We start from the raw sequence: 23,558 nt of genomic DNA, 5'->3' as shown, positions 1-23,558 counted from the left end.
GAAAGCCCCATCAAACTGACACAATAAACGTACATAAAATAGTGTGTTAGCTGTTTTTTTATTGCTGCTCAATGAACAGATATGCTGTTTTCATCTAGTTATATAAATAAATTTTTTATTACTAAAACCCCTTTTACTGGTATCGTTTGGACTCCCGGTCGTGGCTGGAATCTGGATCGAGCATGAAACAGATTTCTGAATAGCTCGCCAACTCAATTAGAATAAATGATTCCCATGTATAAATACGATGAGTACGATCAGCGCATCGTCGACGAAAGAGTGAGTCAGTTCAGGGACCAGACTCTACGCTACCTCGCCGGTGAGATCGCAGAAGACGAGTTTTTACCCCTACGATTACAAAATGGTCTCTATGTCCAGCGATTTGCTCCCATGCTCAGGGTTGCCATTCCCTATGGTCTGCTGAGTACCCATCAGGTGAGAAGAATTTCAGAAATCTCTCGCAAATACGACAAAGGCTATGTCCACTTTACCACTCGCCAGAACGTTCAGCTGAATTGGCCTCTGCTTGAACAGGTGCCTGACATTCTAGCCGATCTGGCAGAAGTTGAAATGCATGCGGTTCAAACCAGTGGTGCTTGTATCCGTAATACCACTACGGATCAGTTTGCCGGTGTTGCTCGCGATGAAATCGTAGACCCAAGACCCTGGTGCGAAATTATTCGTCAGTGGTCAACATTCCACCCTGAGTTTGCATTTTTACCCCGTAAATTCAAAATCGCCGTTTGCGGCTCTGAACAAGATCGTGCTGCAACTATGGTTCACGATATTGGTGTTCATGCTTTTCGGAATGAGAAGGGTGAAGTTCGATTCAAGATACTGGCTGGTGGTGGTTTGGGTCGCACACCTATGGTGGCCAGCGTTATTAGAGAGTCGATTGAGCCAGAAAACTTACTGACTTATCTGGACGCCATACTTCGGGTCTATAACCGCTACGGGCGCCGTGATAATAAATACAAGGCACGGATCAAAATCCTTGTCAAAGCTATGACGCCAGAAGTATTCAGCCAAAAGGTTGAAGCGGAATGGGAACAAATCAAGGAGAGTGCATCCCTGCTCCCGGAAACTGAAATTCAGCGTGTCAGCCAACATTTTATCGATCCTGAATACCAGGCTCTTAATGATCATGATCTCAATGATCTGGCACTGAAAGCCCCGGCTGGATTTCAATCCTGGTTAAAGCAGAATGTATTCCCTCATAAAAAACCAGGCTACTGTGCTGTCACATTAACACTCAAAGCAACAGGTGATGCTCCGGGTGATGTTTCAGCAGAACAGCTGGATATTATTGCAGACCTGGCTGATCAATACAGTTTGGGTGAGCTTCGAGTCAGTCACGAACAGAACCTGATTTTTGCTGATGTTGAACAGAGCGCTTTGATCGAACTCTGGGAAAAGCTCAGTGCCATCGGTTTGGCGACTGCTAATCGTGGTTTACTGACTGATATGATTTGCTGCCCGGGCGGAGACTTCTGTGCTCTTGCTAATGCCCGCTCAATTCCTCTGGCAGAGGAAATACAGCGTAAATTTGATGATATTGATTATCTACACGATGTCGGCGAACTGGATCTGAATATTTCTGGCTGTATGAATGCCTGTGCACACCACCACGTAGGCCATATAGGTATTCTGGGTGTCGACCGTAAAGGCATTGAGTATTACCAGATTCAGGTAGGTGGTTCTGCTTCTAAAGATGCCTCACTGGGCAAGATCATTGGACCTTCTTTTAAACGAGAGGAAGTCCCCAGTGTTCTTGAGAAAATTCTCAGTGTTTATATTGACCAACGACATGAAGACGAACTGTTTGTCGATACCTGCCAGCGCATTGGTATAACCCCTTTCAAGGAGCGAGTGTATGGCCAGGCTGCTTAAGAATAACGAAGTTTTTCAGGAAGAGTACCAGGTACTGGGTTCTGAAGATGTTGAAAGTACATCTGGCACGGTGTTGGTTCAGGCGAAGCACTTGGATCAGCATTTGCAAAGACTGCAACAACATGATCAGCCAATAGGCCTGTTTCTTGACAGCGATGATGAACTGGAAGCTTATGAAGAGCAACTCTCCAACTTTGAGTTAATTGCCATTAACTTTCCCAAGTTTATGGATGGCAGAGGATACTCTCTGAGTAAGCTTTTAAGAGATCGTTATCAGTTTAAAGGGGATATCCGTGCTGTGGGTGATGTTCTGGTTGATCAGATCTTTATGATGAAACGCTGTGGTTTCTCCAGCTACTATCTGAGAGATGATCAGAAAGCTGAAGATGCGATTAAAGCACTGGATACTTTTACACTGCGCTACCAGGGCAGCAGTGATGACCCTGAGCCTTTGTACCGAAAAAGAGCGTAAACAACCATGAGCAGGAATTGTGGCTGATCCAGAAGTATGGAAGTGGCTACAAGGCCTAGGAGGCTGACCGAGAATAGACAGCCCGGCCTAAAACCCAGAAAGAACGGCCATCTTTTCCACTGAATTTGCTTAAATAGGTCAACTATTCGCACAAATTCAGTGAAAAAGCTGACTCGTTCTACTGAATTTTATGCTCGGACGCTATTCTCGGTCAGCCTCCTAGCAGATTGGCATTTTTATTGTAAGAAGTTCATCTCAGGGCTGTGATCAACAGCCCTGCCCCCTCTTTCCGCCAGCGCATATTGCATAAAAAACAGAATAATAGAAACCAACACCTCTACGAGTTACCCGCATTCCATGGCTTAGGTATATACTTGATCTTTTAGCTTCATCCAAAATGAGGGCTGGTAGAGCCCTATATTTATAAACAATTATTTATTTGGCGCGTCTAATGGAAAGTGGTTCCCTGCTCTTCTCTTTCTTTCTTATTTTCAGTGGTGCAGCGGTACTGGCTACCGCTGCATTATTTACCCGTCAACCCCTTCTGGTCGCTTATATTGTACTGGGGGCTTTCCTTGGCCCTTATGGCATGGAAATGGTGACGGACACAGGACTTTTGAATGATATTGCCCATGTGGGCATTATATTTCTGCTGTTCCTGCTGGGGCTGGATATGCAGCCTAGCCATCTGGGACACTTACTAAAAAAAACCGCTACTGTGGGTTTAATCAGCTCCATAATATTTGCCTTAACCGGATACGGCCTGGGGCTGGCTTTTGGATTCACTCAAAAGGAAGCCATTATCACCGGTGCCACTATGATGTTCTCAAGTACCATTATTGGCATTAAGTTACTGCCTACCACAGTACTCCATCACAAACATACCGGTGAAATTCTGGTTAGTCTCCTACTTCTTCAAGATCTTCTGGCCATTCTGGTGTTGCTGCTGCTCTACAATTTTGACGGTGGCTTCGCTAACAGCAAAATGGACGTTTTGATGGCTCTTGCAGCCCTGCCTATGATTATCGCTGCTGCATTCCTTGCAGTGCGCTATGCACTGTTACCCTTAATGGCACGTTTCGATCGCTTCCATGAATATATGTTCCTGTTAGCCATAGGCTGGTGTCTGGGTTTTGCTGAACTGGCTCACGCATTGAATCTCTCGTATGAAATTGGAGCCTTTATTGCTGGAGTCAGCATAGCGACAAGCCCAATTTCGCAATATATTGCAATTAACCTGAAACCGTTGAGGGATTTTTTTCTGGTCCTGTTCTTTTTCTCAATCGGAGCCAGCTTCAATCTGAGTCTGTTCGATGAGGTCTGGTTACCCGCAATGGTTATGACCGCCATCTGCCTGATTCTGAAGCCGACCACTTTTGGCGTTCTGCTCAGGGCAAACGAAAAGAAATCTACCGCCTGGGAAGTTGGTTTCAGACTGGGCCAAACCAGTGAGTTTTCTATTCTGATTGCGGTACTGGCGGCAGGACAAATGCTGATGGGGGAGATTGCTGCTCATGTGGTACAGGCCACGGCGATCCTGACTCTGATTATCTCTTCTTACATCGTGGTGTTTAACTATGAGTCGCCTATAGCTGTGTCGGAAAAGTTAAGAAGAGACTGATAACGTTTTAAACATTCAAAAAAACCCGCATGAACAGCGGGTTTTTTTATGGGGGAATTACTCAGTAGCCTATGAAAAATAACGCCCCTGCTGAGACAATCTTTCCCAGATTCGCCCAACGGTGTTGTCCAGGGTTGTTTCAGCAGCCAGGCCTAGTTTTCCTGCCAACCCTTTTTTCACTTCATAGCTGACCTGAATGATGTCAACAGTATCGACCTTGCTATAGATGTACTCATCGCTGGTCATGACCTGATCGATCAGGTTATTGCCAATGGCCTGGCGGCCATACCAGATCTCACCGGTAGCGACCTCTTCTACATTCACCTGTTCACGTTCTTCCTTGATGAAGTCCTTGAATAATTCATGAGTATCCTGGATATCCTGCTTGAATTTATCACGGCCTTTATCAGTATTTTCACCAAGAACGGTAAGTGTGCGTTTAAATTCACCGGCAGTGTGAAGCTCTACATCTACATCATGCTTTTTAAGCAGTTTATTGATATTGGGTAGCTGTGCCATGACACCAATGGAGCCGATGATGGCAAAAGGAGCTGCAACAATCTGATTTGCAGTACAAGCCATCATATAACCACCGCTGGCGGCAACCTTATCGACAGCAATGGTGAACTTAACACCACGATCCCTGATTCGCTGAAGCTGAGAAGAGGCCAGACCATAGGCATGAACCATACCGCCGGCACTCTCCAGCTTCAAAAGCACTTCATCCTTATCATTAATAACGGACAGTACTGCGGTTATCTCCTCACGGAGTGACTTAACAGCAGAAGCCTTTATATCACCATGAAAGTCGAGAACATATAAACGTGGCTTCGATGCTTTGTCTTTATCCTTATCCTTTTTATGTTCTTTTTCAGCTTTTTTCTTATCCTTTGCCAGCTGTTTTAACCCTTCCTTGTCGAGAATGGCATGCTGAAGTTCATCTTTCAGATGTTGATAGTGTTCATTCAATTTCTTGATTTCAAGATGCCCTTTACTGATCTTTTTAGATTTTTGTCCCATTGCAGCCGCAGCAACAATGATGATCAGCAGTGCCACAACAAATGTGACCACTTTGGCAAGGAATAAGCCGTATTCCGCCAGATACTCCAAGTGAGCCTCCCACAATAAATTTTAATATGACTGGCTAAGGATACCTGAAAATGGCGTTTTGTTTTATGGCTTCGGTAATTTGAGCAGGCAATCGTTCATATAACGGCAAAATCAGATCTTAAAACAAGCACATAATCACGCTATAGATGCGGACTGATTACAATCAGTCCTTCATTATTATTCTTAACTTGAGACTTGCACGGTGCATATTTTCAAATACCACTATAGATATGATTGTATAATATTAAATATCTATTAACTGCCGTGATATTGTGAATTGAGGCGGTATCTCCGGCAGATTGTCTCTGTGGAACCAGCCGCCACTCACTAACTCTTCCTCTTCGAGGCAAATATCACCAGACTTGAATTCAGCGCGAAAGCCCAACATTAATGCATGTGGAAACGGCCAGCTTTGACTTAAACAGTACTCTATTTGCCCAACCTCTATACCCACCTCTTCTCTGACCTCTCTAACTACAGCCTCTTCTGCTGTTTCCCCTGGCTCGATAAAACCAGCTATGACTGTGTGTATTGATGTATTCCGTAAATGCTTTTTATGCTGAACAAGAAGTACTTCATCTCCCTTATGGATAAGAACAATGATGCAGGGGGAAATCCTGGGATAGTAAGACATATCACAAGTTGAACAAACCATTGCCCACTCCCCGACTCGGGGTGAGCATGGGCTACCACAGCACCCGCAGTACCGATGATCTTTTTGTGATCTCAAAATTTGTGAGGCATGACTGTAAAATGCCACCATTGCAGCGGGCTGAGTGGCCATAAGCTGACGCACATTAACTACTGTGCCTTCTGCTGGAACATTGTCGGTTTGTATTATTGATACTGAGTGGGCATCTAACTTGCCTGTTCTGACCGCGTCCAGTCCTTCCATCCAGGCTTGTTTTTGCCAAAGGTAGTTCCCATCAGGCGTTAATAGAATCTCATGGCCGGACATTATCAGAAAGCGATCAGCAAGATCTCCTTCCAGTGTCCATCCACTTGCTGGTTGATATTGATTCATGGGGGTCACTGCTCTCATAATTAGGCCATTAAACGGCTTAGGACGGTGCCTTCTTCATAGGGTGCCACCTAAAAGAATTCAAAGACAATGGCTTTAATGATTTTTTATGACTGGTTTTATAGATATTTAGCGGTGAGACCGGCTATACCCATCACCTACTAATCTCAGGCATCGGGTATAGTCGAAAGGCAGAGCAGTAACACCGCCCTGAGAGGACAGTTTTACCAGTCTTGCTGGCCAATTTTTTCCAGTTTTTCATGATGAAACTTCAGCTCTTCATCCGTAGGCTTTATGACTTTTAAAGCAGGCCTGTCTGATGATAAACGTCTGATAACAGAAGCATCGTCCTCACCTCCTTCGCCACTGCCGCCAAGCAGAAGAGAAGTCTGGCCACCGGTCATGGCAAGATAGACTTCTGCAAGTATTTCCGAGTCAAGCAGCGCTCCGTGAAACGTACGGGCTGAGTTATCGATAAAATATCGCTTACATAATGCATCAAGATTATTTTTCTGGCCCGGATGCTTCTTTCTGGCAAGCGCCAGAGAGTCTGTTATCTTGCTGTAATCCTCAAGCTGGCCCAGGGCTGAGTCCAACCACTTCAACTCATGGTTAAGGAAATTGACGTCAAACGGCGCATTATGGGCTATTAACTCGGCCCCCTTGATAAACTCAAGAAAGTCATTGGCGACCGCAGCAAATAAAGGTTTGTCCTTAACAAACTCATTGGTAATGCCATGAATCTGAATAACCTCATCGTCCATATGTCGTTCAGGATTGATATAGACGTGATAAGTCTTACCGGTCAGCTTCCTGTCGATCATCTCTACACAACCGATTTCAACAATCCGGTGCCCCTGAGACGGATCGATTCCGGTGGTTTCCGTATCCATAATGATCTGACGGGTCATTGCTTCTTACCTTTAATAATCTCTTCAGCACCACGGCAGGCCAGCTCATCGGCCATTTCATTCTCCCGGTGTCCGGCATGACCTTTTACCCAGCACCACTCAACCGAATGACGAGTATTCTGGGCATCAAGACGCTCCCATAAGTCCTGATTCTTTACCGGTTTTCCCGCGGCCGTTTTCCAACCTTTGCGTTTCCAGCCTGACATCCACTCGGTTATCCCCTTGCGGACATACTGAGAATCCGTTGTTAAACGAACCTCACAAGACCGGGTCAGTGTTTCAAGGCCCACAATAGCAGCCATCAGCTCCATACGGTTATTCGTGGTATCGTCTTCACCACCATATAATCCTTTTTCAGCGGTACCAAAGCGCAACACCACGCCCCAACCTCCAGGACCTGGATTCCCTTTACAGGCACCATCTGTAAAAAGCTCAACGAGCTTGCTCAACGATTATCTCCTACTCGACTGGATCCGGTAATCGGGTTACCGACCAGGGGCTGACCCACGGAAGACCAGCTGGGCTTTATGGGTGTCATGCCCGCCACTTCCCGGGTAGCTACTATGATGTAAAAACTGCCAAACGGCAGCGTCCAATTATGACAGCGCTGTTCAACCAGTTCTGCTCCCATGCCCTTCACCGAAGGATTGCCCGGAAACAAATACGCGCCATGAATAACTTTCTCAACACTGAATCCCAAAAGCGTTAACCAGTCCCTCATTCGACTGGGACTGATGAACTGAACGCCGCTGAACAACTTTCGATAACTCGGAAGTAACATTCGCTTCACATTACAAAGACTCAAAGGATTAAAGCCTACGACCACCATCTTGCCGCCCGGTATGATGGTATTACCCGCCTCACTGAGAAGTCGATGCGGGCGATCCGAAACTTCAACCATATGGTGCAGTAATACGAGATCAAGACTACCCGGGGTAACTGGCCAGTGATAAGGGTCCAGCAGCAATGAAGACGAGGGATCAGTCATTAAAGGATGAAACTGAAAATTTCGACTGACCTGAGAGCCTGAAAGAAGGCTTGCAGTCGGAGACACAGATAACTCCACAGCATGATAACCGAAGATATAGTTTAACTCATGCTCGATAAGGCTGCGTTCTGTCTTGAGTACAAACTCTCCCGAACCGGAGGTCATCCAGTCCTGTAGAGCCTGAAGCCTCTGGGGCATTTCAGGCCTGGTAGATTTTTTAAACCGTTGCATCAGGCTTTTTCCATGAATGCTGTAGTCAATTCAGCAAAAATCTCGAGCCAGAATGTTGTCCTGGTCAATGACACATCTTATCTGGCGCAACAGGATTCGACCAGCATCTGTGTAATCTTCAGATAACAATCGTAAAGAAAATAGTACCGACTTTACACTTAATGTCTGTAAAAAATGATGTTTCTAACAGATCTTGACGTTAGAATGGCTGTGAACATTACAGACAAAATTGTCATAAACGAAGAATACCATCCATGATCCAGATTAGAGCCATTCCGGCTTTTCAAGATAACTACATCTGGTTGCTCTCTGAAAACAGCAGCCAACAGTGCCTGGTTGTCGATCCAGGTGATGCTGTTGTTGTTGAACAATCACTGGAAGCATGGGGTCTTGAGCTATCTGGCATTCTGGTTACCCATCATCACTGGGACCATACAAACGGTATAGAAGCATTAACAAAAAACCGTAACATACCCGTCTATGGCCCTGATAATGAAGCCATTACTTCCATCACGCACCCGCTCAGAGATTCTGATACATTCACGGTGCTGAACACACACTTTCAAATTTTAAAAACTCCGGGACATACCCTCGATCATATCGTCTTTTTTTCAATCCCTGATCAAGGTGACCCGTTTATGTTTTGTGGTGATACCCTTTTTTCGGCAGGCTGCGGCCGCCTGTTTGAAGGCACCGCTGAACAGATGCAGAGCTCTTTTGATAAGCTTCGCTCTCTTCCGGAAAACACCCGGATATACTGTACACACGAATACACTCTGGCAAATCTGGCTTTTGCAAAGGCTGTAGAACCCGAGAATCACTCCATTGACAATTATCTGAATAGAGTGACACAGCTTCGCCAACAGCACAGGCCAAGTCTCCCCTCTACAATCAAGCTGGAATTGACCATTAATCCATTTATGCGTACTGACCAGAACAGCGTCATTACTGCAGTTAAGGAGCACGCCCCGGATACAACTTTGTCTAGCGAGGCAGAAGTGTTTGGTGCTTTGCGTCAGTGGAAGGATCGCTTTCAATGACGATAAAACCTGTGTTCCTTCTAGATAAATAACCTTTTTATGTCTGAACCTTCGATTACAGAACAAACATCTGTCCGACCTGCAGGAGCCGAGGTTAAAACTCTGGCGCGTGTAGTAGGAGCCGCAACACTGGCACTGACGCTAACAGGCTGTCAGAGTCTTTCTATGGAAGACGCTGGCACAACACCTCCTGCCAAGGCCGAGCAAAAAGTTACCAAAGGAAAAACGGCCAAGAAAGCGGTTAAAAAACAAGTAGCTGAAAAACCTGCCACGGATCTTTGGGAAAGAACCCGCCGGGGTTTGGCCATGAATCTTGATAATAATGACCCCAGAGTATTGGCAGAACTGCGCTGGTACAAAAAAAATCAGGGTTACTTTAACCGGGTTTCAGACCGTGCCAGTCCTTATTTCTATTTTATTTTAATGGAAGCGGAAAAACGGGGTATCCCTTTGGAATTGGCTTTAATGCCAGTCATAGAGAGTGCGTTTGACCCCTTTGCCTACTCTCATGCAGGTGCCTCCGGACTCTGGCAGTTCATGCCTGCAACCGGTGAACATTACGGTTTGAAGCAGAACTGGTGGTACGATGGTCGTCGCGATGTCGTTTCCGCTACCCAGGCGGCCCTGGACTACATGGTCAGCCTGCACAAGATGTTTGGGGATTGGGAATTAGCCCTGGCTGCTTTTAACTCCGGACCCGGTCGGGTCTTGAATGCAGTTAACAAGAACAAGAAGCTGGGTAAATCCACTCGCTTCTGGCATCTTAGCCTGCCTAGAGAAACCACAGCTTATGTGCCAAAACTGATTGCACTGGGCAAGATTGTTCGAAATCCATCCAAGTATGGCATTAAGCTCAAGCCCATACCGAACAAACCCTATTTTGCCAAGGTGAAGACCGGTGGCCAGCTCGATATGGCCAGAGCCTCCAAACTCTCTGGTGTACCGCTTAATGAGCTGTATCGCTTGAACCCGGGGATTAATCGCTGGTCAACGCCTCCTTCAGGCCCACATTACCTTCTGGTTCCCATTGCTAAAGCAGAATCTTTCCGCACTCAACTGGCTCAGCTGCCTGCTGAAAAACGCATGCAGTGGCGCCGCTACTCGGTTAAGTCTGGAGACAGTCTGATTAAAATTGCCAAAACCTTCCGTACTGAGCCCAAGCTCATCAAAGAAGTTAACAAAATGAAAGGCAATTTGATTCGGGTGGGTCAAAGTCTTCTGATACCTGTCCCAGCAAAAGACAGGGAAGAGTACGCTCTGACAGCCAGTCAGCGCAGAATCACCAAACAAAACACCCAGCGCACAGGACGTCACAGACTGAATTATGCCGTTAAATCCGGAGACAGCTTCTGGAGTATTGCCAATCAGTACAATACAGGCATCAAGGAACTGGCGCGCTGGAACAACATGTCCCCCAGAGACACACTTCGTATAGGTCAAAAACTGGTTGTCTGGACTAAAACGCCCGCAGCTCAGGACGGTGTTGTACGTAAAGTAAACTACAAAGTCCGCAACGGAGACTCTCTGTCACGTATTGCTGATAAATTTAATGTTGCCATTGCTCAGATTAAAAACTGGAATACCTTTGACAGTAAATACCTGCAGCCTGGACAGCAGCTCACTCTCTATGTTGATGTGACGCGCGCATACGACTAATTCACTGATCGGTCAGACCCTTTAATTTCAAGGGTCTGACCCCTCTCTGTAAAACACTACCCTGTCGATGCTATATTGAATCGGTTTAATATTACCGGGAAGCATCATTGAAGCCACTGACGCTATTTTTACTTCTTTTCATGCAAGGCACGATACTTCTCGCTGCTGATGAACAGTGGCAACCCCACCTTTCCATCATGGACGCCCCCCTTTATAAAAACGATTTCAAACACTTCAATTACGTCAACCCGGACGCCCCAAAAGGAGGACATTTACGTCTGGCTGCTTTAGGTACATTTAATACACTGAACCCCTATACTGCCAGAGGCATCGCACCAACATCGGCAAATAACACGTTTCGATTTGGCTTTCTCGAGTTGAATGAGCCTCTGATGGTTGGAACCGGCGCATACGCTCCCTCAATGGACCATAAAAATACCGCCTACGGGTTGATTGCTGAAGCTGTTGCCTACACCCCAGGCCAACATAAGCTGTCCTTCAAACTTAGAAAAAATGCCCGGTTTCATGACCAGCACCCTATCACTACAGAAGATGTGGAGTTTTCATTCCACATACTGTTAAAACAGGGCCACCCGAACTTCAAACCCATTCTCCAACAGGTTGAGCGCGTAACCATTGAAGATAAACACATCATTCACTTCCAGCTCAAACCGTCTGCTTCAAAGGCTCTCCCTATCAAACTCAGTGAACTACCCGTTCTCCCCCAACATTACTGGAAAACTCGTGATTTCAGCCTAACTACATTGACTCCTCCGCTGCTCAGTGGCCCTTATAGAATTGCCAAAGTTAAACCTGGTTCATCCATTGTCTATGAACGAGTCAGAGACTACTGGGGAAAAGACTTACCCGTTAATAAAGGACTCTATAATTTCGACCGCGTAACCCTGAATTTTTACCGGGACAGGCACGTGAGCTTTCAGGCGTTCAAAAACGGAGAGATTGATATTCACTATGAAGCTGAAGCCAAGAACTGGCAGACCGGTTACTCTTTTCCCGCCATGCAGCAAGGCAGAATCGCTAAGGTAAACATCCCTGATAACATGCACTATGGCAGAAGGTTCTTTGCCTTTAACTTGAGATCCCCATTGTTTCAGGACCGCAGAGTCAGAAAGGCGATCAGTATGTTATTGGACTGGGAATGGACATCAAAAGTTCTGTTTCATAACGCCTATACCCGAACCACCAGTTTTATTACGGCTCATGAAGCCAATACCCCAATCATACCGGATGAAAGAGAACGGGCGTTATTAAGACCTTTTCAAACAATATTACCAGAACAATTTTATACCTTACCTTTCGAGCTTTCGAAAACACGTGGTGACGGGAACATAACGACTCAGCGCCGAGAAGCCCTCAAACTACTTAAAGATGCAGGCTGGCGCTACCATCAGGGGCAATTGTTAAATAGAGACAATGAGCCTCTTCGATTTACATTTCTTCACTACTGTAAACTGGCGGATCGTATCATACTGCCATTTGCAGCTAACCTGGCAAGCGTGGGTATCAAAATGGATTTTAGAGCCATTGACTTGAGCCAATATCAACAAAGAATACGACAAAGAGATTTTGATATGGTTCAAACAACTGTGGCCATTCCTTTTCTACCCGGAGAACACCTGAGAAGCTTGTTTCATTCCGAGTCTGCAGAGATCGAAGGAAGCCAGAATATAAGCGGAATACATAACCCGGCAATTGACTCTCTGGTAGAACACGCTTTGTCGGCAGCTAATGAAACTGATCTTTATACGGCAATGTGGGCATTAAATCGCGTTTTACTCTGGGAACATTACTTTATTCCGAACTGGCAGGGTCGTTTTATAAGAGTCGCACACTGGATGCACATTCAACCTCCAGATCGCTTTCCACCCTATGGCATACGTCTGACTTCCTGGTGGATGACCCCTACCGCTATCAAACAATAAGGACAATAATGACTATCAAACGATGGGCATGCCGCTTTATAGTTTTGAACCTTGCCTGGGCTTCATATTCCTCTCTGGCGGATGATCAACAACCCTATCAATCCAGTCATGCCGTCAGCCTGCATGGCACGCCCAAATACCCGTCTGATTTTAAGCATTTCTCCTATGTTAATCCCGACGCTCCTCGTCAGGGCAACGTCAGGCTGGCCGTGCTTGGCACTTATGACACCTTTGACCTTTTTACATCCAAAGGCGTACCTGCTGCTGTCGGTTCCTATATTTATGACAGTTTGATGTTCTCCAGCCGAGATGAACCTAACAGCCTTTATCCATTGATTGCAGAGCGTATTGAATACCCTGAAGACAGTAGCTGGGTGCGCTTTGTCATTGATTCTAAAGCTCGATTTGCTGATGGAACTCCCATCACCGCTAAAGTCGTCAGAGACACTTTTCTTCAGTACAAAAATGGAGACTTTACCAGCTATAAACTTCTCATGAAGGATGTTGAGAAAATAGACGTTGAACCCGGTAATCGGGTCAAAGTAACCCTTAATGTACCCGAAGATAAAAAACTCCCTTTTCGTTTAGCTCAGCTACCGATCATACACAGCAGTTATTGGGATCAGAAACCTGCGAGTGACAGTAAAATCCAGATCCCGGTCAGCTCAGGGCCCTATACCATCAAACAGTATGAACTTGGACAAAAAGTTTTTCTTGAAAGAAATAACGATTACTGGGCTGAAAAACTGCCGGTCAATATGGGTCGGAATAACTTTAAACAAATCAAGCTGGAGTATTTCAGGAACTCAACCATTTCACTTGAGGCGTTTCTTGCTGGAAATTATGACATTCGCATAGAGAACCTGGCCAAGAACTGGACTTATGCCTACAAAGGAAAAGAGATCGATTCGGGGAATATTCTCAAGAAAAACTACCCTCGCAAAAGTTTTCAGGTGCAGTCATTTATCTTTAACAGTCGCAAAGGACCTTTCAAAGATCAACGGGTCAGGGAAGCCATCAGCCAAGGCTATGATTCAGCCTGGACCAACTCAAACCTTCTTTATGGCATTTACTCAGCGCCCAAAAGTCTGTTTGCCACCTCTCAGTTTGCCCAGAAGGGAATTCCAAGTGAAGCCGAGATCAAATTGCTGTCTCCTTATCGAACATTACTTCCAGAGAAACTGTTCAAACAACCATGGACTGGAGTTCAAACCGACGGCAGTGGCAAGATCAGAAAACAACTCAGTTACGCCAATCAACTGCTTAAGAAAGCCGGTTGGGAACTCAAAAAAGGCAAAACGGTCAATAAGAAGACGGGAGAGCCTCTCAAGTTTGAACTGATGCTTGCGGTACCGGAGCAGGAACGCATTGCTATTCCCTTCAAAACCAATCTGGAAATGCTCGGTATAGACATGCAAATCATATCGGTTGATGTCTCTCAGTACATTCGAAGAATACGCAACCATGATTACGACATGATACTCAGAACCTTCCCTCAGCCGGACGTTCCTGGTAACGAACAAAGAGAATACTGGAGCAGTACCACTGCCGATGAGCAAGGCACCCAGAATATGGCAGGAGTCAGCCACCCTGCTGTCGACGCCATGATTGATCACATCATTAAAGCTGAATCAATAGAACAACTGAAAACAGCAACAAGGGCACTGGACCGGATATTACTCTGGGAAAATTACACCATTCCCCAGATCTATCACCCTTACTGGCGGGTGGCTCATCGAAGTCAATTCAGCTACCCGGATAATGGCGGTCTGTACGGTGCAATAGATCTCAGTATCTGGTGGGAAAAAGCAAAACATTGAAGCCAATCGTTTCCGGGTTATTCATCTCATAATGCTTGCCAGCTTTGTATGGGGATCAGAAAAGATTCCCTTGACGCATGCCATTAGTCTCTATGGTGAGCCAAAGACCGTCATAACTTTCAACACTTTGATTACACCAACCCGGATACCCCAAAAGGTGGAGAGTTCAGACAAGCCGTCACCGGTCAGTTTGACAGCATTATCCCGTATGTCGATAGAGAATACTGACCGATTCGTCAGCATAGTTACTGAACACTGGTGCTTCCAACTACTCACTGGAACTTAGCCTGCTTCCTACCTACCAAGCAGAGACAAATTCTTGTCTTTCAATTTTCACACCACGATCATTTTTTTAATCAAATCAGTCCTTTAAATATAAACATCTACTAACATTATTGCGTTATTCCTGTCAGCGGTTATCTATACAATGCGCGCGGTTTTATCTTGTTTATTATTGATAAGCAGTCACTGTTTTTCGGTGCTTTATCCGGTTTTACCCGAGGAAAAAAATTTTGAGAATGATGATTTAGGTTATCTAAGCTCTTTTAGTGCCTCTGTTTTCCAGATCAAAGAGCACAAAACATACGGAGTGGACTGTTCTGAAAGTACTAATGAATCGAGTTCTGTTTTTCTATTCTCTGGTTTCTACGATGCTGGTAACCTTCTTATTAGTGGGCAACATGCTAATAAAATTAAGCTTCACCTCAGAGGGCTGAATACCAGGGGAGAACCTGTAGAGTCTGAGGAGGAAGGTCAGTGGGTCATTAAAGTGTTTACGCCAAAGTATCCCTTTGGTGTTGGTTATATCAGAAATATGGATAATGCGCCTAAATGGAAAAAAGATGACATTGTATCTATTCGGCTTGAAGATGGATTCGGTTACAGCCCCCTCCGTTATACTACTCTGGACGAAGATGTTGCCGCTAAAGAATTGGTTTACGTGGAGACCTATGACACTAAAAATCTAACTAATAATTTAGTCACCATTAAACATACCAACTACAAAAAGCATGAATGCTCTGTAGAGGGTTGCATGAAAAATGAGCTTTCAAGACAGCCTGTTTTTATAAAAAATGTACTTTATGGATTTACTTCTTATTGCTCTGGTGTGTCGATGTGTAAAATCATACCCGCTGAAAAAAATAATATTTTGCATTATGAGCCTCGTCCCCCTAAAGCATCTTCCTGCATCCCCTTAGAAGTCAAAAGCGAAACAACGATAATACCCTCCACTTCAAAGGTCAGTTACAAAACTTCGGAAGAAGCGCTGCCTATCAAAACAACACAAGACAGAGCAACGCCCTCTAAAGCGCCTTTCTCTTATTCTGACACTTCCCCCTCACCTCTGATCAGTGCGTGGTTGCGATTTTATACCGGCGATTTAGGAGAAGTAGGATTTCTTGTAATCGCTATGACAGCGTACATTGGTCTTTTTTTTGGAGTTCTCTTCCTTTCTGGTGCTTGAAGACATAAAAAGGTGGCGTACCCTGTCACGGGTATATGCGGGAAATACAAACGGGCATAGGCTCTGTTCCCGTTAAAGTTCCAAAGGTGCGAGGCCGCTCTGGCAATGGCAATGGCAATGGCAATGGCAATGGCAATGGCAATGGCAATGGCAATGGCAATGGCAATGGCAATGGCAATGGCAACACATTCAATTCAATGCTGATTCTGCCTTATCTGGGGACTGTGTGAGTCGTGACAGCATTCTGTCAATGGTGCTCAAGCTGAGTCAAAGTACTGAAAAACGCTGCCGATGTCGTTCAAGACATTCGTTTCAAAGATGGAATTCGCGCAGTGAATGACACTGATCAGGAGGCCACCTGATTCTGACTCAAACACCAGATTTGACGATAACTCTTTTATGCCGAATATACCCCACAGCATGATCTGTCCATCCTCTGTACAGCCTGGTGGAAGCGGCCAAAATCAATGGCCATGAGCCTTATACCTGGCTGAAGCATGTGCTGACAATCCTGCCCTCCTTCCCCAAGAGGGTCGGATGTAACCGGGCTATTACCAATGAACATCAAATCAGAGCCTTTAAAATACCCTGCTTAAGGCATGCAGGGTAGGTGTTATTGGCTGAGTGTTTACCTTATTTCAAACTGTAAGCAAAAAATATAGCGAAATTTGGTGCTAAGGAGAGTTATTTCCTAAATTTTTAGAGTTATAAGTAAATGATCTCGGAATCATGAATATTTTTCAGCGTCTGCCTGTGGTATTGCTTGCAAGAGTTTTTACTACGTTGCCTGCCCCAGAAAGCAAGGGAAATGAAGCTGGAGTTGAGTTCTTGTCGTCATGCTGAAGCCGGTAAAGCTACTTTAATATACAGATTACCGGCTTGTAGTAGGTTTTGCGACACCCTCTGTCGGCCGAGGGTTCTTGAATCGCTCCAGGAACCTTCCTGTTTTATATGCAAAAAGACCATCCAGTTCCAATACGGCTTGATTTTTCTTGAGTGGTTTGACAGCAATTAAAGGTTTCTAGTACTTAAAAATGATTGCAGAAATTTAAACTCCGGGAAGGCTATTCGCACCTTCACTAGCCTTATATAAAAAAGCCACCAGCAGAACATGCTACTGGTGACCCCACACATCATTTTGAGCTTGCTATTAACTCTATTACAGAGTGAAAGGCATCATAAACATCAACTTGATGTCTTTCTCATCCTGGAAAGCATTGGGGAATGCTGTCGTGTAGCTGCCAACATCGGTCTTCAGGTCAAAATAGGTCGCGTGCAGAGCGACGGTAGCGCCTTTCAGATTACCTGTCTGGAAGGTATAGCCAACGTCAACACTGTAACCAATTTCTTCCAGCTCTTCTGTGGTAATGGAGGTGTCCTGGGACTCCGCACCCCAGCCATAGCCCACAGAGAAGCCTGCTGTCCAACCCGCATAACCCATCTCGGTGAAGTCATACCAGGCACCGGCGAAAACGGCTTTTTCGCCATCATGGTTGAAGTCAGAGCGCTGATCCCACCAAATATCGTAGGCACCATTAGATTCGCCAGAAGCATAGGTTGGACGGAAGACAAAAGCACCTTTCTGTCCTTTAGCCCGTGTGTAAGTAGCTTCTGCACGGTAAGTCCAGTTTCCTTTAGCCAGGCTGGAAGTAATCGCGTGCTGGTAGCCCATGCCTTCATAGAGATCATTGGCTGAGCCATCGTCCGCTTTATCGTCTATACCGTAAAACTGGTAGCTCAGACCCAGACCTTCGCTGTTGTAGCCAAGCTTTAACTTGTACATGTCAACATAGTCTTCGCCCTGTCCAAAAGCACCCAGAACGCTGACACCGTTGTCAAAGTCGTAACTGGCACCGAAGCTGTGTACATAGCTCATGCGTGTACCGTCTTCGCGCAGCATACCTTCCATATCATAAGTCCATGGGCTCTTGTATTCATTCGCCCAGAAGTACGCCAGGTTCAGGCCACCTTCGCTGTAGGTCAGCTCACTACCTGTGTAGGTACCTGGAGCAAAGCTCCAGTTTACGCCCAGAACACCAGGACCAGTGGGCTGCAGGTAGCCAGTACGAGCCTTGAAGGCTCCAAAATCGAACTTTGCATTGGCTTTATAAACACTGAAGCCATTCTGGATCTCGCCCTTGTCATCGATCAGGGAGAATTCACTGAACTGGGAAGTACCGGAATTCCAAAGGTCATAGGTGCCGAAAACCCCCATATCAACACCGAACCAGCCATTGATCAGACCTGAATTAAACTCAAGGCTGGCCATCGCTGTGGAGTGGTGAATGTTTTCTTCGTAATCCCCATCAGGACCGTCTTTACGATCACGGATACGGGTGAAGTTGTAGATGCCACCAGAGATCGTGGCATCATCGAAGAAAGGGTTACCAGTCTCTTCAGCGTGGGCACCGGTGGAGACAAAAGCAGCAGCCATTACAGCACTGGCCAGCATGGTCTTTTTGAACATTAATGTTCCCCTGTGTGTACTCGGGCGTGTTATGTGATCTGTTGTGTTTCAGCCTCTTAATGTAACCGATTACATTAAGAGTATAAAAATTGGGAACTCTATGATTCCCTATTCTTTATATTCGTCAATTCTATAGTTCTATCGGCATTTTTAATTGCTTCAGATCAACTTTTACTGATGTCTGAAGATATTAGTGTCAGACGCTAAAGTCATGCCGGTAAGAATATATCAGGCATAGCGATGCCTGTGATTGACGCGCTGACAACCGTGTGCAAGCCCTTGATCGTGTTGTACTCTGCAGTATGCGGTTATTCCTCAATGGTTTCTCAATGGTATATGCCCTATTGGCCTATCATTTTATCGCAAGGGATTAGCTCCTCCAGAACAAGCCCCTCGCAGTGCTCGCTTTTTTATTTCCTTTGATCAGGTCAGATACTGAATAAATCGATTAAAAAATCTTGCCTGTGACGTTTAGTCAATGTTTAAACTATTGTCAGGAATCGAAATAACTCCGCAAGAAGTAATACCTGTAGTCAAGGTGCCGACTATAGTTATAGAGGCGATAGTTATAACAATGCGATCCAGGCGAACCATGACCGATACAATGATGATACGATCGTTAAAGACAACGATTTCCAACGTTCTCCCTATTGCGACCCTCTTTCTTTCCCTGTCTATGACGCCTGTATCAGTCACAGCAGCGGACGCAATTAATAAACGCTCTTCCCTTTCACTGCACGGCGATACTAAATATTCAAAGAATTTCGATCACTTTGAATATGTGAATCCTGATGCACCCAAGGGCGGGACACTTAAAATGGCCAGTATGGGGACTTTTGACAGCCTTAATCCCTATATTGAGAAAGGCACTCCAGCAGCAGGCATTGGCTTAATCTACGATACCTTGATGACCAGCAGTGCCGACGAGCCTTTTTCCATGTATGCACTGGTTGCCCAGTATGCTGAACCCGCGCTGGACAATAGTGGCATCACTTTTCATATCAACCCGCAAGCCCGCTTTCATGACGGCCAACCTATAACTGCAGAAGATGTAGTCTATAGTTTTGAGTTGCTCAGGGATAAAGGCTCGCCTTTTTATCGGGCTTACTATAGTGACATTACCAAAGCCGAGGCACTGTCCAAACGCAGCGTCCGCTTTGTATTCAAAGACAATCGCAACCCTGAACTGCCGCTCATTATTGCCCAGCTCCCAATTCTGCCTAAACACTTCTGGGAAAAAGCATCGAACAACTTTGAACTCGCCAATCTCACTCAACCTCTGGGCAGTGGTCCTTACACGATCCGCTCTGCTGAGCCAGGCCGAAGTATTGTCTACGACCGGGTTGACGACTACTGGGGCAAAGACCTCCCGGTGAATAAAGGTCGTTATAACTTCGATGTGCGTCGCTATGATTATTACCGTGACGCCAATGTATCTCTGCAGGCTCTTAAGGCCCGTGAGTATGATATCCGGTTTGAGAATATTGCCAGAAACTGGGCCACTGCCTATAACACCCCCGCTGTTAAAAAGGGGGACCTGATTCAGGCATCCATTCCTACCAAATCCCCTCAGGGCATGCAGGGATTTGTCTTCAACCTTCGCAGGGATTCCTTTAAGGATGTAAGGGTGCGCAGGGCCTTGAATTACGCTATGGATTTCGAGTGGCTGAACAAAAACCTCTTTTATAACGGTTATACCCGTACCAGAAGCTACTTTGCCAACTCAGATATGGAAGCCACAGGAATTCCTGAGGGTAAAGAACTGACTTACCTCGAGCCCTGGCGAAAACAGTTGCCTGCAGAGCTCTTTACTCAACCCCACACACTGCCGGTGAGCGATGGCAGTGGCAAAATCCGAAATCAGCTGAACGATGCCTTGGCACTGATGAAGCAAGCTGGATGGAAACTTGAAGGTGGCGCGCTCAGGAAAAACGGAAAGCCCTTTGAGTTTGAAATCCTGCTGCATGATTCTTCAATTGAAAAAGTGGCCCTGCCCATGAAGAAAAACCTGGAGGCAATGGGCGTCAAAGTCACTCTGCGAATCGTTGATATATCTCAATATATCAATCGAATCCGAAGCTTTGATTATGACATGCTGGTCAGCCGTTTCCCTCAATCCAGCTCACCCGGCAATGAGCAAAGGGATTTCTGGGGCAGCGAATCTGCAGACCTCCCCGGAAGCCGTAACCTGATAGGCATCAAGAACCCTGTTATCGATGGATTGATCAAAGAGGTGACTAATGCAGACTCCAGAGCCGACCTGGTGGCAGCCGTCAAAGCCCTCGACCGGGTATTGTTATGGAACGAATACATTATTCCGCACTGGTATCTGGCCAGCACTCGCGTAGCGTACTGGAAACCTCTAAACCACCCTCTGAGCAAACCGGATCAGGAACCCCTATACCAGTTTGATCTGGATACCTGGTGGGTAGAACCAGAAACCGTCAAGGCCGACGACCCCACCGCCGATAGCCCCGATAAGGAAGTTCAAGACAAAGGGATGCCTATATGGCCTGCGGGCATTCTACTGATCATTCTTATTCTTGGCTGGCTGATTCGCCGTTCAAAAAATCAGAAGTAATTTCAATGGATGTGATGCCTGTTCAGCGGATTGACCAACCTTACTGATCGATCCGCTGAGTGTTTCATCACCATCCATCAACAGATGGTCAGATGCATTGGTTTGATCTGAGGTCTGATTCTGGGGGAAGCCTTTGAATTCTTTCTATTTGCCAGGCTGGCAACCCCATCACTTTAGCCGTTGGAAATGATCCGACTATGAAGAGCTATATCCTGCGCCGAATGGCGTTAATGATTCCGACACTGTTTGGAATTTTGTTACTGAACTTTGTCATTATCCAGGCTGCTCCCGGAGGGCCTGTTGAACAAATGATTGCAAAACTTGAAGGCTTTGAGATCAACGCTATCAGTCGAATCGGGGGTTCAAACAGCGCCGAAATACAACAGTTCAGTATGGATGAGTCCGGTGAATACCGTGGCCGACGAGGACTGGACCCGGAACTGATCAAAGACATAGAGAAACTGTACGGCTTCGATAAACCCGCGTATGAGCGCTTTATTCAGATGGTGGTTAACTATGTCCATTTTGAGTTTGGTGATTCATTTTTCAGGGACGCCAAAGTCATCGATCTAATCAAAGAAAAATTGCCAGTCTCTATTTCTCTGGGTTTATGGAGCACCTTGCTGATCTACCTGATTTCCATCCCCATGGGAATTCGCAAAGCATTGAAACATGGTAGCCAGTTTGATGTCTGGACCAGCGCAATAATTACAACAGGTTATGCCATTCCAAGCTTTCTGCTGGCCATTCTTCTTATCGTCCTGTTCGCCGGTGGCAGTTACTGGAATGTCTTCCCCTTGCGTGGCTTAACCTCTGAAAACTTTGACCAGCTCAGTTTTCTGGGCAAGTTCCTGAATTACGCCTGGCATATGGTGCTACCGGTTTTCTGTATCGTCATTGGGGGCTTTGCCACACTGACAATGCTAACCAAAAACTCATTTCTTGATGAAATTCACCGCCAGTATGTTCAAACCGCCAGAGCCAAAGGACTGAACAATAATCAGGTGCTTTATGGGCATGTTTTCAGGAATGCCATGTTGCTGGTGATCTCGGGATTCCCGTCAGCCCTGATTGGTATCCTGTTTACCAGCTCATTGCTGATAGAAATCATATTCTCACTGGATGGTCTTGGCCTGCTGGGGTATGAAGCTGCCATCAACCGTGATTACCCTGTGGTGTTTGGCTCACTCTTTATTTTCACACTGATCGGCATGGTCGTAAAACTGCTGGGGGATCTGACCTATATGCTGGTTGACCCACGAATTGATTTTGAGGCGAGGGGTTAAAATGGATTCGTCTCAAACAATAAAGCCTTCTCGCATAAGTCCTCTCAACCAGCGCCGCTGGAAAAGTTTCAAGAGTAATCGCAGAGGTTATTATTCTCTCTGGATTTTCAGCTTCCTGTTTTTCTCAACATTATTGGCAGAGTTTATCGCCAACGATAAACCGCTTCTGGTTTATTACCAGGGAGAAATCTATACCCCGGTCTTCCATACCTATCCAGAAACGGCCTTTGGTGGTGAGTTTGAACTGGAAATGGATTATCGCCAGGACTATGCCAGAGAGCTGATTGAACCCCATGGCTGGATGCTTTGGCCCCCCATTCATTACAGCTATGACACTATTAACTATGCCCGTATTGCCCCTGCCCCTCCAACCCTTGAAAACTTGATGGGCACAGACGACCAGGGCCGGGATGTTCTGGCCAGAGTGATTTACGGGTTCAGAATTTCAGTACTGTTTGGATTGATTCTGACGCTCTTCAGCTCTCTGATCGGTGTCGCCATGGGAGCACTGCAGGGTTTCTACGGGGGGCGCATCGACCTTATCGGACAACGTTTTATTGAGGTCTGGTCAGGCATGCCCAGCCTTTATCTGCTGATCATTTTATCCAGTTTTGTTGAACCGGGATTCTGGTGGCTACTCGGGATTATGCTTCTGTTTTCCTGGATGGCTCTGGTGGATGTTGTGCGTGCTGAATTTCTTCGGGGTCGAAACCTGGAATACGTTCGCGCAGCCAGAGCTCTGGGTATGACCGATGGACGACTAATGTTTCGTCACATATTGCCCAACGCCATGATTGCAACCGTAACCTTCATGCCATTCATTCTCACCGGTGCCATTACCACCCTGACCTCACTGGATTTCCTGGGTTTTGGCCTGCCTGCAGGTTCACCTTCTCTGGGCGAACTGATTGCTCAGGGTAAGAATAACCTTCAGGCCCCGTGGCTGGGCATCACGGCCTTTATGGTGATGTCAGTGATGCTGACCCTTCTGGTGTTTATCGGGGAAGCCACCCGTGACGCTCTGGATCCACGTAAATACGTTACAGGTCAATAAAC

19 protein-coding genes and 1 pseudogene are annotated in these 23,558 nt (G+C 46.0%); 13 read left to right on the top strand and 7 right to left on the bottom strand.

Annotation, left to right across the window (positions count from 1 at the left end; genetic code table 11):
• Positions 1–234: 234 nt before the first annotated feature.
• The 3 genes from GZ78_RS22730 to GZ78_RS22720 all read left to right on the top strand — a co-directional run bounded on the left by GZ78_RS22730 (position 235) and on the right by GZ78_RS22720 (position 3,983).
• Positions 235–1,890, top strand: a complete 1,656-nt coding sequence (locus tag GZ78_RS22730; RefSeq protein ID WP_034841589.1) for a nitrite/sulfite reductase — start codon at positions 235–237, stop codon at positions 1,888–1,890.
• On the top strand, positions 1,874–2,362 hold the full coding sequence (locus GZ78_RS22725; RefSeq protein ID WP_034841387.1) for a DUF934 domain-containing protein: 489 nt from the start codon (positions 1,874–1,876) through the stop codon (positions 2,360–2,362). The genes GZ78_RS22730 and GZ78_RS22725 overlap by 17 nt, the downstream gene beginning before the upstream one ends.
• 451 nt (positions 2,363–2,813) lie before the next feature.
• A complete protein-coding gene (locus tag GZ78_RS22720; protein ID WP_034841384.1) occupies positions 2,814–3,983 on the top strand; it encodes a cation:proton antiporter in 1,170 nt (389 codons plus the stop codon).
• A gap of 69 nt (positions 3,984–4,052) precedes the next feature.
• Here the strand turns inward: GZ78_RS22720 and sohB are convergent, their stop codons facing one another.
• The 5 genes from sohB to GZ78_RS27840 all read right to left on the bottom strand — a co-directional run bounded on the left by sohB (position 4,053) and on the right by GZ78_RS27840 (position 8,244).
• Positions 4,053–5,093, bottom strand: a complete 1,041-nt coding sequence (gene sohB, locus GZ78_RS22715; protein WP_034841587.1) for a protease SohB — start codon at positions 5,091–5,093, stop codon at positions 4,053–4,055.
• 244 nt (positions 5,094–5,337) lie between these two features.
• Positions 5,338–6,135 (bottom strand): NAD(+) diphosphatase, encoded by a 798-nt coding sequence (gene nudC / locus GZ78_RS22710; RefSeq protein ID WP_051786475.1) that lies wholly within the window; start codon positions 6,133–6,135, stop codon positions 5,338–5,340.
• 203 nt (positions 6,136–6,338) lie between these two features.
• Positions 6,339–7,025, bottom strand: a complete 687-nt coding sequence (dnaQ, locus tag GZ78_RS22705; RefSeq protein ID WP_034841381.1) for a DNA polymerase III subunit epsilon — start codon at positions 7,023–7,025, stop codon at positions 6,339–6,341.
• Positions 7,022–7,474: a ribonuclease HI gene (gene rnhA, locus GZ78_RS22700; RefSeq protein WP_034841379.1), complete on the bottom strand. Its 453-nt coding sequence runs from the start codon at positions 7,472–7,474 to the stop codon at positions 7,022–7,024. Before rnhA ends, dnaQ begins: the two co-directional genes overlap by 4 nt.
• Complete coding sequence (locus tag GZ78_RS27840; protein ID WP_051786474.1) at positions 7,471–8,244, bottom strand: class I SAM-dependent methyltransferase; 774 nt, start codon at positions 8,242–8,244, stop codon at positions 7,471–7,473. Before GZ78_RS27840 ends, rnhA begins: the two co-directional genes overlap by 4 nt.
• A 254-nt stretch (positions 8,245–8,498) precedes the next feature.
• On the opposite strand from GZ78_RS27840, the gene gloB reads away from it, so the two are divergent.
• From gloB to GZ78_RS22675, 4 genes are all read left to right on the top strand, one after another.
• Positions 8,499–9,284 carry a hydroxyacylglutathione hydrolase gene (gloB, locus tag GZ78_RS22690; RefSeq protein ID WP_034841376.1) on the top strand — a complete coding sequence of 262 codons (786 nt, stop codon included), beginning with the start codon at positions 8,499–8,501 and terminating at the stop codon, positions 9,282–9,284.
• 39 nt (positions 9,285–9,323) lie between these two features.
• Positions 9,324–10,940 (top strand): lytic transglycosylase, encoded by a 1,617-nt coding sequence (locus tag GZ78_RS22685; protein WP_051786473.1) that lies wholly within the window; start codon positions 9,324–9,326, stop codon positions 10,938–10,940.
• 107 nt (positions 10,941–11,047) lie between these two features.
• A complete protein-coding gene (locus tag GZ78_RS22680) occupies positions 11,048–12,883 on the top strand; it encodes an extracellular solute-binding protein (protein WP_034841374.1) in 1,836 nt (611 codons plus the stop codon).
• A gap of 8 nt (positions 12,884–12,891) precedes the next feature.
• Entirely contained in the window at positions 12,892–14,703 is a 1,812-nt protein-coding gene (locus GZ78_RS22675) for an extracellular solute-binding protein (RefSeq protein ID WP_034841371.1), read from the top strand.
• Between the two features lie 90 nt (positions 14,704–14,793).
• Here GZ78_RS22675 and GZ78_RS30480 read toward each other — a convergent pair whose 3' ends face one another.
• Positions 14,794–14,979 carry a hypothetical protein gene (locus GZ78_RS30480; protein ID WP_236631662.1) on the bottom strand — a complete coding sequence of 62 codons (186 nt, stop codon included), beginning with the start codon at positions 14,977–14,979 and terminating at the stop codon, positions 14,794–14,796.
• 151 nt (positions 14,980–15,130) lie between these two features.
• Between GZ78_RS30480 and GZ78_RS22670 the strand changes: the two genes are divergently transcribed.
• The 3 genes and pseudogenes from GZ78_RS22670 to GZ78_RS29115 form a co-directional block, all read left to right on the top strand.
• Positions 15,131–16,168, top strand: a complete 1,038-nt coding sequence (locus GZ78_RS22670) for a hypothetical protein (RefSeq protein ID WP_152558897.1) — start codon at positions 15,131–15,133, stop codon at positions 16,166–16,168.
• Positions 16,169–16,203: 35 nt separating this feature from the next.
• A complete protein-coding gene (locus tag GZ78_RS29120; protein WP_034841366.1) occupies positions 16,204–16,398 on the top strand; it encodes a hypothetical protein in 195 nt (64 codons plus the stop codon).
• 206 nt (positions 16,399–16,604) lie between these two features.
• Positions 16,605–16,685 (top strand): annotated as a pseudogene (locus GZ78_RS29115) (transposase domain-containing protein); the annotation flags it as partial.
• 642 nt (positions 16,686–17,327) lie between these two features.
• Here the strand turns inward: GZ78_RS29115 and GZ78_RS22660 are convergent.
• A complete protein-coding gene (locus GZ78_RS22660) occupies positions 17,328–18,635 on the bottom strand; it encodes an OprD family outer membrane porin (protein ID WP_034841364.1) in 1,308 nt (435 codons plus the stop codon).
• 592 nt (positions 18,636–19,227) lie between these two features.
• On the opposite strand from GZ78_RS22660, the gene GZ78_RS22655 reads away from it, so the two are divergent.
• The 3 genes from GZ78_RS22655 to GZ78_RS22645 all read left to right on the top strand — a co-directional run bounded on the left by GZ78_RS22655 (position 19,228) and on the right by GZ78_RS22645 (position 23,556).
• Positions 19,228–21,216: an extracellular solute-binding protein gene (locus GZ78_RS22655; RefSeq protein WP_236631661.1), complete on the top strand. Its 1,989-nt coding sequence runs from the start codon at positions 19,228–19,230 to the stop codon at positions 21,214–21,216.
• Positions 21,217–21,413: 197 nt separating this feature from the next.
• Complete coding sequence (locus tag GZ78_RS22650; RefSeq protein ID WP_034841362.1) at positions 21,414–22,502, top strand: microcin C ABC transporter permease YejB; 1,089 nt, start codon at positions 21,414–21,416, stop codon at positions 22,500–22,502.
• 1 nt (position 22,503) lies between these two features.
• Entirely contained in the window at positions 22,504–23,556 is a 1,053-nt protein-coding gene (locus GZ78_RS22645) for an ABC transporter permease (RefSeq protein WP_034841359.1), read from the top strand.
• Positions 23,557–23,558: the final 2 nt, after the last annotated feature.

Source organism: Endozoicomonas numazuensis (genome assembly GCF_000722635.1).
Classification (GTDB): Bacteria; Pseudomonadota; Gammaproteobacteria; order Pseudomonadales; family Endozoicomonadaceae; genus Endozoicomonas_A; species Endozoicomonas_A numazuensis.
This window is presented reverse-complemented; position numbering and strand designations above follow the sequence as displayed.